Origin of the sequence: Shewanella sp. c952, assembly GCF_019654975.1 — a bacterium.
Classification (GTDB): domain Bacteria; phylum Pseudomonadota; class Gammaproteobacteria; order Enterobacterales; family Shewanellaceae; genus Shewanella.
Genome location: NZ_BPEW01000062.1, coordinates 1 through 10,482 on the forward strand (window position 1 = coordinate 1; position 10,482 = coordinate 10,482).

10 protein-coding genes are annotated in these 10,482 nt (G+C 42.0%); 8 read left to right on the top strand and 2 right to left on the bottom strand.

Features of this window, described 5'->3' with window-relative positions:
* Positions 1-239: 239 nt before the first annotated feature.
* Positions 240-866, bottom strand: coding sequence for a glutathione S-transferase family protein (locus K5R16_RS21575; RefSeq protein WP_220740420.1), 627 nt, complete (start codon positions 864-866; stop codon positions 240-242).
* 214 nt (positions 867-1,080) lie between these two features.
* Here K5R16_RS21575 and K5R16_RS21580 point away from each other — a divergent pair, with 214 nt between their 5' ends.
* The 7 genes from K5R16_RS21580 (at position 1,081) to K5R16_RS21610 (ending at position 8,723) form a co-directional block, all read left to right on the top strand.
* On the top strand, positions 1,081-1,617 hold the full coding sequence (locus K5R16_RS21580; RefSeq protein WP_220740422.1) for a PH domain-containing protein: 537 nt from the start codon (positions 1,081-1,083) through the stop codon (positions 1,615-1,617).
* 112 nt (positions 1,618-1,729) lie between these two features.
* On the top strand, positions 1,730-2,929 hold the full coding sequence (locus K5R16_RS21585; RefSeq protein ID WP_374758417.1) for an Nramp family divalent metal transporter: 1,200 nt from the start codon (positions 1,730-1,732) through the stop codon (positions 2,927-2,929).
* Positions 2,930-2,947: 18 nt separating this feature from the next.
* Entirely contained in the window at positions 2,948-4,096 is a 1,149-nt protein-coding gene (locus K5R16_RS21590) for a serine hydrolase (protein WP_220740426.1), read from the top strand.
* Positions 4,097-4,173: 77 nt separating this feature from the next.
* A complete protein-coding gene (locus K5R16_RS21595; protein WP_220740427.1) occupies positions 4,174-4,638 on the top strand; it encodes a DUF1456 family protein in 465 nt (154 codons plus the stop codon).
* Between the two features lie 209 nt (positions 4,639-4,847).
* Positions 4,848-6,536, top strand: coding sequence for an NAD-dependent malic enzyme (locus K5R16_RS21600; RefSeq protein ID WP_220740429.1), 1,689 nt, complete (start codon positions 4,848-4,850; stop codon positions 6,534-6,536).
* Positions 6,537-7,046: 510 nt separating this feature from the next.
* Positions 7,047-7,739 (top strand): hypothetical protein, encoded by a 693-nt coding sequence (locus K5R16_RS21605; RefSeq protein WP_220740431.1) that lies wholly within the window; start codon positions 7,047-7,049, stop codon positions 7,737-7,739.
* A gap of 267 nt (positions 7,740-8,006) precedes the next feature.
* Entirely contained in the window at positions 8,007-8,723 is a 717-nt protein-coding gene (locus tag K5R16_RS21610) for a polymorphic toxin-type HINT domain-containing protein (protein ID WP_220740433.1), read from the top strand.
* Between the two features lie 95 nt (positions 8,724-8,818).
* On the opposite strand, the gene K5R16_RS21615 is transcribed toward K5R16_RS21610, so the two are convergent.
* Entirely contained in the window at positions 8,819-9,256 is a 438-nt protein-coding gene (locus K5R16_RS21615; protein ID WP_220740435.1) for a DUF3069 domain-containing protein, read from the bottom strand.
* A 512-nt stretch (positions 9,257-9,768) separates the two neighbouring features.
* Between K5R16_RS21615 and K5R16_RS21620 the strand changes: the two genes are divergently transcribed.
* On the top strand, positions 9,769-10,482 hold a 714-nt coding region (locus K5R16_RS21620), incomplete at its 3' end, for a tetratricopeptide repeat protein (protein WP_220740437.1).

The following is a 10,482-nucleotide window of genomic DNA, read 5'->3' on the forward strand; positions in this document are numbered from 1 at the left end:
GTTTTAGCGGCTCTGATACTGCGTTAATGAACTTGAGCGTAGAATAACTATGCTCTTCATTCATCGCCTTGCTTCAAAGCCGCTAAACTCTCGCTGAGCGATCAAATCTTTATACTGATTGGTATTATATACAAAGACGGAAAATAAAAGACGATTTTACAGCACTTTTATATTGAACCGTTTTTCATAAAAAAGCATCCAGGTGGATGCTTTTTTTGTATTAGACTCGGTGCCTTGCCCTACTCTGCTGCGCCCGCCAGCTCTTTCTCAAGAGCCGTGACCATGGCTGTTCGAGCCGTTATCCGGTCTCGATAGGCGGCTAACTTAGACGGTATATCCTGCTCAAATCGTGTCGCCCATAACAAGGTGTGGCCTAAAAGAATATCTGCGACACTGAACTCATCGCCAAGTAAGAACTCGCTATCAGGTAGCCAAAGCTCTGCAATCGCAGCGGCTTTATCAAACTCCCATTTTGCTACCGCAAACATAGCCTCAAGCCTTAACTCCTCTGGTATAGCAAACTTATGCTTACCAATTGTCCACAGAGGTTGCTCAAGCTCACTGGTAATAAAGCTTACCCACTTATGATGCAATGCTGATGCATCTGAACCAGCTTTTGGTAGTAACCGACCTTCGCCATATTTTTCAGCTAAAAATACTGCAATAGCGGCAGACTCAGTAATAACATTTCCATTATCGATTAACGCAGGCACTTTTCCACAAGGGTTAATGGCTAAAAAATCGGGATGACGACTGTCACCTTTGGAAAAGTTAATGAACTCATATTGCCACTCAAGCCCTAACTCCTCTAATGTCCAAGACACTCTCAGTGAACGGCTACGTGGCACTCCATATAAAGTAATCATCTTGCGCTTCCTCTGCAGTAAAACCATTAAGCTACTCCGTTAACACGAAAATGGAAACTAACAATTAGTTCTAAAATAGTGAAATAGCTTTAAATTAGATTCAAATTTGCTTAAGTTTATAAAAGACAATTAAAAGTAATCAGTTGAGTCACTTTGACCCGCTGGGCTGAGTCAAGAAATCTTGGATTGGACAAAATCGATGGAAGGGAACAGTATGCAAAACAGTACGGAAACAAGTATCAAGAAGGCGGAGTTTGTTAGTAACCTTGGACAATACTGGTTGACTCCATTTAGCATTTTATTAGCGCTATCGATTGTCGGCTTACCGTTATTGCTGCTATGGCTGCCGATAGGTCATATTTTTACTAAGCGCTTTATCGCCAATATGAGCACCGAGTTAACCGACAAAAAACTCATCGTCCGCAAAGGGGTTTTTACTCGCACCGAAAATACTGTTCCGCTGGATAAAATTACTGACATGGCACTTATCCAAGGGCCACTGATGCGGATGTTTAAACTCCATAAACTGACCATAGAAACAGCGGGTCAATCAGGAACTGGGGCACTGCTTAATTTAACCGGAATTGTCGATGCTGCCGATTTTAGAAGTCAGGTCTTGGCGCAGAAAGAGAAACTCAGCCAACTTGAAATCAGTCCAGTACAAGATGAAAATAATGACACTAGTGTCGTGAGCCTTTTACAAGAGATCTCTGATACCCTCAAACGCATTGAAGCTAATAGCAAAAGTTAATCTTTGCCGTAGCACTTTCCTTAATCAATAAGACAGAATTTAAACCATGAGCAACAGTAATACTCAGTCACTAGCCAAACCCTCTTTTCAATTAGGTGCACTATTAGGAGCTATGGGGCCGGGGATATTAATGGCGGCCGCCGCCATTGGCGCCTCTCACCTTGTCGCATCGACTCGTGCTGGTGCTGAATTTGGCTGGCAATTGGCTTGGGTCATTCTGGCGGTCAATATACTAAAATATCCCTTCTTTGCTGCCGGCGCTCGCTATACCGCCGCGACAGGTGAGAGCCTACTTGAAGGTTATTTAAAGCAAGGGCGAAAGTACTTACTGCTGTTTACCTGTCTTAATGTGATTGCCGCCATTGCCAGCACTGCCGGCGTGGCGATGTTAACTGCAGCGATGTTGACCCAATTTGTGCCGCTATCGATAGATCTATTGGCACTACTGGTACTGCTATCAAGTTTAACCATCCTTATTTTTGGCCACTACGCACTGCTCGATAAGATGACTAAAGTCATCATGCTGGCATTAACTTTAACCACATTAATCGCGGTTGCTTTGGCGTTTAACGTTCCGTCAATCGTGCAACCAGGCTTTGTATCGACCTCTCCATGGCAATGGGCCTACATTGGCTTTTTAGTTGCTATGATGGGCTGGATGCCAGCCCCCATTGAAGTTAGCGCTTGGAACTCTCTTTGGTTACTTGAAAAGAAAAAAAGCCAACAAGTCAGTAAACAGCAAGCCATTCTCGACTTTAACTTTGGTTATATTGTCACTGCTCTGCTTGCTATCGTGTTCTTAGCACTCGGTACGCTTGTTATGCACGGTAGCGGCGAGACATTTTCAGCATCAGGGGTGCAATTTTCTCAGCAATTGATCAGCCTTTATAGCAAAGTCATGGGTAATGAGAGCCGCTACTTAATAGGAATGGTGGCTTTTTTATGTATTTTTAGCACCACAGTGACCGTCATTGATGGTTATAGCCGTACGCTGAACATGGGCTGGCAGTTATTAAAGGGTGGCCGATACAGCGAAAAGAGACTCAATTTGGTGATGTGTTTAATGAGTCTATGTGGACTCGCTATCATTTTATTTTTCAAGGGTGCGCTGCTTCCTCTGCTTGAGTTTGTTATGATCCTCGCCTTTATGACCACGGTGATTTTTGCTTGGCTTAACTATAAGTTGATGATCAGCACAGCAATTCCCGTTGAAGATCGCTATGGTGCAAAAATGAGAATACTCTCTCTGGTCGGTTTAACTTACTTAGTAAGTTTTGCTGTTTTATTCATTTATTGGATGCTGACTAAATAACGGAACGCCCTACTCCTAATGCAATTTCTAACAAAAACTCTACTCAGCATTTTAGTGCTCACGCTGTTGTTATGGGCAGCTAATAAAGCCAGTGCAAACCTCATTGCTAACAGTGATATCGCGAGCCAACTGCCTACCATCATCGCCCAGAATGAACGCCCTTTTAACGGCATCATTATGGTTAAGCGTAATGATGAACCGTTATTTACCTATATCTCTGGTGATGATGTAAAACTGCGTTCTAGTTTTATTATCGCCTCGCTTTCTAAACAGGTGACAGCGACGTTAGTGCTAAAAGCTGTCGATGACGGCAAGCTCGAATTAACAAGTTCTGCCAACCGCTACTTGCGCTCATCACAAGGCAAAAACGCAGCGATTCCAGACAGTGTCACTATCTCACAACTGCTCAGTAACACATCTGGATTGATGGCTTCTGGCAAGCCACCACTATTTAAACCTGGTAGCCAGTTTAAATACTCAAACTACGGTTACACGTTACTTGGCGAAATATTAGAAAATGTTCACCAACAACCAATCACAGCGCAGATAAAAGCGCTTAATGAGCAAGTCGGTTTTGGTGGCCTCACAGCACAATTAGGCAAAACATCGACGATTAAAAAGCATTACTCACAGTTATTGCTTGGTAGAGCTGAAACGATACATCAGCAAGATGACAATACATTCTCCAGCTACGCAAATGCAGATGTTGAAATCACCTCTCAGTTAATTCCTGCAGGCGGTATGATGGCATCTGCAGATGCATACAGCCATTTTCAATATGCACTTTTTTCAGGGCAGTTAATCAGTGAAAAAAGTTTGAAGGCTATGACCACCAGCCACAGCATACGCACTCATCGCTGGGGAGAGATTGGATATGGCTATGGCACTCAACTAGACGAATACAAAGGTATCACCGAGTATAGCCATAGCGGTTATCTTCCGGGGTATGTCAGTTTGGCACTTTACTATCCACAGTCGAACGTTAATGTCGTTATTTTGGAAAATACTTCATGGGATCTCCACGATACACAGCGCACATTTGGCTTACATGACAAGCTACGTGAGAGCATTCGAAGTAAGTTGGTGATACTGGAAGACAGACCCGTCGCCAAGTTATACCAAGCAGGTAAAGAAGCAATCACAGCGACTCTAATTGCAGCAAAGTAAACGCTGAGCATTTCTGCTATAATACGCCGCGATGACTACGCAGCCGCGTGGTCAAATAGATTAAAGAAAGCACATATATGATTAACAACGATATTTTACGTAAAGTTCGCTACATTCTTGACTTAAGCAACGCAAAGATGATCCGTATTTTTGCCAAGGCTAAGCATGAAGTTACCCAAGAACAGATGATAGACATGTTGAAAAAAGAGTCTGAAGAGGGCTACCAGCCTTGTAACGACAAAACCATGTGTATATTTCTTGATGGCTTCGTGATCTACAAGCGCGGACTAAAGCCTGGTGCTGAAGTACCAGAGCCACTTTCACAGCTAACCAACAACCTTATTTTCAAAAAATTAAGAGTTGCTTTTGAGCTACGTGAAGACGATATTCTTGAAGCATTGACCCTCGCCGAATTTAACATGTCTAAATCGGAATTGGGCGCTTTATTCAGAAAGCCAGGTCACAAGCATTACAAGCCTTGTGGCGATCAAGTTTTACGTAATTTCTTGATGGGACTGTCTCTAAAGCATCGTCCAAAGTAAGCGTTAGCTTATTTTTAGCTTCAGATTAAAGCACAGCAATCGCTGTGCTTTTTTATGCCAGAATCCCACTGCGTTTAAAACAAGCTCGCCATTAAAAAAATCAATTTATCCGCCTACAAAATACAATAATGATCACACTTTGTGTTAGTCTTCGGTGATTAATGTCACAGCTCCCCACAACACTAACAAAAACAGAGAAAAGGTTTCTAATGGACGATAATAAACGCCCGCTGTATCTTCCTTTTGCCGGTCCTGCCATTCTTGAAGCACCGTTGATTAACAAAGGCAGTGCTTTTACCGATGAAGAACGTATATTTTTCAATCTTGAAGGCCTGTTGCCCCATGTCATTGAAACCATCGAAGAGCAAGCATCACGTGCTTACGACCAGTATAAGAATTTTACGAATGATCTAGATAAGCACATCTACCTTAGAAACATTCAAGATACCAATGAAACGCTCTACTACCGTTTAGTGCAAAACCACATTACTGAAATGATGCCAATCATCTATACCCCAACAGTGGGTATGGCTTGTGAGCGTTTTTCAAAAGATTACCGTCGCAACCGTGGCTTATTCATCTCATACCCGAATAAAGACCGCATCGATGATATTCTTAATAACTCTACTCGCCAGAAAGTTAAAATCATCGTAGTAACTGACGGTGAGCGTATTCTTGGTCTTGGTGATCAAGGTATTGGCGGTATGGGGATCCCAATTGGTAAGCTTTCTCTTTACACCAGTTGTGGTGGTATTAGTCCCGCATATACCCTGCCCATTACTCTCGATGTAGGTACCGACAACCCACACCTGCTTGAAGATCCTATGTACATGGGCTGGCGTAATCAGCGCATCGGCGGTGAAGAGTACACTGAATTTGTAGAAGCCTTTATGCAGGCAGTTCATCGCCGCTGGCCTGATGCCCTTATTCAGTTTGAAGACTTTGCCCAAAAGAATGCCATGCCATTATTGGAACGTTATAAAGATCAGTATTGCTGCTTTAATGATGATATCCAAGGTACTGCCGCAGTCACTGTAGGCTCACTTCTGGCCGCATGTAAGGCAGCAGGCACACAATTATGCCAACAACGTATAACCTTTTTAGGTGCAGGCTCAGCAGGTTGTGGTATTGCTGAAGCTATCGTGGCACAAATGGTGTCAGAAGGGATAACAGAAACTCAAGCGCGTAAGCAAGTGTTTATGGTTGACCGCTGGGGCATGTTGCAATCGAATATGCCAAACCTACTGCCGTTCCAGCAGAAGTTAGCGCAAAATTGTGACGACATAACAAATTGGGACAATTTCAGCGAAAATATCTCTCTACTGGATGTGGTTAACAATGCTAAGCCAACGGTATTGATTGGTGTATCCGGTGCTCCGGGTCTATTTAGTGAAGAGATCATTAAAGCGATGCACAGCCATTGTGAGCGCCCGATTGTATTTCCACTATCAAATCCGACAAGCCGCGTAGAAGCGACGCCAAAAGATATTCTACACTGGACTAAAGGCCAAGCACTGGTAGCCACAGGTAGCCCGTTCGAGCCAGTCGTGGTGGATGATGTTACCTATGAGATCGCCCAGTGTAACAATAGCTATATTTTCCCAGGCATCGGTCTTGGAGTCCTAGCCGCTGGTGCAGAGCGAGTCAGTGATGCAATGCTGATGGCATCAAGTCGTGCATTAGCTGAATGCTCACCATTATCTATCGATGGTGAAGGTTCACTGCTGCCGCAGCTTGAAGATATTCATAAAGTGAGTAAACATATCGCCTTTGCCGTCGCTAAAGTGGCCATCGATGAGGGACACGCACTGCCAACTAGCGATGAGTTATTGCTACAAGCGATTGAAGATAACTTCTGGACCGCTGAATATCGCCGTTATAAGCGAACTTCATTCTAAGTCGTAACCTACAAGCTAAAAATACAAGAAAAGCAGCCTTACCAGGCTGCTTTTTTACTCATACATAGCAATTGTAGCTAATAGACCATTTAGTCGTATATCCAAATTCCATAGCCAAGCATACAATGTTTTGCCAATTTTATACCTCAGCCGCACTACTTGAGCCCCTCAGTCTTTCTACGTCTGGCTTGGCATTGGCTTAAAAACAACCATTTCTTTACCAATGCACTTTGAATTGAAAAGATTGAGGGGCTCTGAACGGGTCAAATACTTAATGCAATTGGTATAAAGTGCACCAGCTATATGGCTCGCCCTCTTTAAGCTGCCATCCTCATCGCTATTTGCGCAAATGGATTTAACTAGGCACATTTAAGCCGCCGGATTGTAGGCCTTTATAATCAACAGTATTAATTGGAGGCAATCTTATTGCACAAGCAATTGATAAATATATATTTATATATATAATCCTTGCGGCTTGATTAAACTAATTACAGATAAAAAGGACTTACTATGTACAAAGGTTTAGCAATGGCATTTGCCATATTCATTTTAACGGGCTGTGTTTCTCCAATTCCGTTACACGAACAGACCCCCTCGCCAGAATATAAAAACGAGCAACCTATTCTAATTAGCGTGATCGATAACCGAAAAAAGGTTAAAGAAGGTAAACCAGAAACCTTTGTTGGTCGTGCACATGCAACGTTTGGGATCCCCGTTGACTGGAGTGTTGAGCAGATACTCGCAACGGATAAAGGTGACAAAGAGTTAACCTTAACTCAGTGGTTGCAAAAAAGAATTGTAAAAGGCCTAACTGAAAAAGGTTGGCAGGTGACTCCTGTAGATTTTAAAACCGTGCCTACTGAAACTATTGCGAGCTACACTCTCACGGAGCAAGAATCGCAACAGCTTTTAGTGCTCGACTTACAGGAATGGTTTTTTAGCATCAACTTAAACTGGGTATCTTCCTTTAATTTTGATACTCATGTTGATACCTATTTATTTGATAAAAACGCTGGCTTAACCTATCAGAAAAGCACTCAAGAAAGAGATGTGATCGAAGAGCAAGGAAGTGAGTCTCCACAAAACAACATTCTTCGCGCTTATCATGATCAGTTATTGCAGCTCCTCTCTGATCCTGCATTAAAGGCTCAAATTCAACAAAAGAGTCAAACTAAAGTTGCGGATACTTCAACAACGCTTTGAAGTAACTGAAAGTAAAGTAGCTACCGGCCTCATTTTAAGTCTAATTAAGACGATGAGGCTGGTTATTCAGTAACAAGCTTTAAATTCAATCTGCGATTGATAAACCACGAGTAATAAATAGCAGAGACGTTTAATACTCGAGCCCTCCCAAGAAACTAATCAACCACTTACAAACTGATTCCTCCGCACCCTCCTACCAAGCTATATTGCCGCTGCTTCAGACGTTATACTTAGCAAACAAAAACGAGCTCAAGCTACTAAACAAAAATGTGGAAACCTACTGCTGCTATGATTGAGATTGAATATTCAATTGGTGAAATAAAAACCTTAATGTTTGTAAACGCTGAGCATACATTTTTCCTCAGTACACAAAGCTGGATAAAAGCCAAAGAACTTAAAGCAGGCTCTAGGATATTGGCAAGAAATGGCAGTATTGCCGAAATTACCAATATCAATGTGATTGAAGGGGAATACCAATGCCGCGACTTAATGGTCAGCCACAATCATCACTATTTCATATCAGCACAAAGTAAGACACTTGGCGCTGTATATACCGACACGTTACCCAGTAACGAACTTGAACGAGTGGCATACCTATTAGCTGATAAGCCTTCTCACTTTGCCGATGGTAAACCTACAGGTAACCACAGCGGTCCATGGGCGGCAGCGAGATATGTAGCAACAGGATCTAGCGAGGATGTCATAGCATGGGGGCGCGCCAATGACTTGATGTGCGCCGAAGATGCGGCGGTGAGCAATTTACGTTTAAAACTTGGAGATAACATTACATTGCACCAAGGTAATGTCGAGATTTCTCATGCCTACATAAGAAAATACACCAAGAAAGGCCGGTTCGTGAATACTATGAGCCCCTGTCAGCATTGCCGAGAGAACTACGGCTGCGCATTAAATGATGGCTCATTAGGCGCCAGCGATATCATTAAGAGTCACAGAGACAGCCTGCCCTCTCCCAACGCTGAATAGCACTCTTTAATCTAGACAAAAAAGGGCTATGCTTGCGCATAACCCCCTTATACTTATTTAATCGATTACAGCTGAAAACATTTTGCTATAAGTGCTTACTTACCTTCAATAACTGCTTTAATGCTATTAAGCATTGAACGGTCAGTGCGCGATTTCTTAAGTTTTCGAACACTCTCTTTTAATGATGCATCTGACAGCCGAGTGAAAATACCGTTGTACTCTTTCTCTGCAATCTCATCATCAGTTTCAGCCATTTCTGCAATATCTTGCGCCACTCGACTTAACTGAAACCAAGCATTAGCAATATAAAAACCATGAAAATCTTCCTTCGGAAGTAGCGCTTTAGCGCTAGCAGGCAGCGCATCCCAACCACTATTGAATTTAAGATCGGTATCTTCAATCAGTTCATTACAAAGGTTTGCATAAGCCTCTAATAAATTTTCTGGGATCTGATCCATTGGCATAACGGTATTACATACATTCAATGCCACCAGTTCGGCGCGCGCTCGATATTCAGCGTTTACTTCAGTCATTTTCTACTCTCAATTACAATTTTTTGTACGGCTTAAAATTTGCCGCTAATATACGTACCATGATTACCGCTAACAGTAGCTTGCATAAAAAGTGATACTTTTTAGACTTGGTGGAGTATAGCTCAGACAAAACCCCGATTGCAGCCAGGCGGAACATCTTAAATATAGTTATTATCAATTTCTATGAAAATATTGCCTTTTCTTCTGAATATCTTGGTATGGAAAATCTAGATGCAATGAATGCACCTGCAAGATACCGAGATGAAAACAAACCATGTTTTAGCAATTGTCTTTGCCTTTATTGACATTATTCTATAGCCAAACTCAAAGTTAGATTTTTCCAAAAATAAATTTTCTATTCCTACATACAAAAGCCTTAAAACACGGCGTTGTTATAAAGCCCTCTATTAGCAAACGCAAAACATGTCATTAGAAAAAATAGACCAACCAAGCATACTTTCAGAAAATAGCTCTAAAGTATATTTTATCGTGTATGCTAGCAATGAGTATCAATGACTTTGAGAGCAAGTAAACGTTATATGCCTAAGCCGTTTCTGTTGATTAAAATCATGCTTTTTACTAGTTTACTTTTAGTAAGTAAATCAGGCTATGCCGAACAAAGTAATAACGAAAAAGCGGATGCTATTCTCACTCTTATTAACGATGGCACAATTAGTAACAACCAAACCATAAACTCCTACATTGAACAATTAGAAACACTAATAGCTAAAGAAGATACTTCAAGACAGCTACGTCTAACACGAGCACGTTGCTGGGGATTTGATCCCTATGATGCCGACCAAGTTCCCAAAGCTATTGCATTTGCACAATATGCATTAACCAATCCTGAATTAGCTAAATACCCCAACCACAAATTAGACCTAGAACTGTGTCAGTCTTGGTATTACGAGCAAAATGGTGACGTTGAATTGGCACTAAAGGGTTACAATGATGCTGTAAATGAGGCTTATGCTTTAGAAGATCTGCGCCTGATAGCAGATGCCAGAAGTATGCGAGGATTCTTACATTCTTACCAAGGAAACTTTACCCAAGGCCTTGAGGATCTCATCACCTCACAATCACTTTACCAAAGCTTAAACCTACCAGCATGGGTTAGCTTCAACCTGTTCGAAATTGCCACTAGCTATCGCCGTTTTGGCGATCAAAAAAGTGCCATTCGTTATTACAAAAAACTAAAAGATAGCTACATTAAAAGTAATGATCTT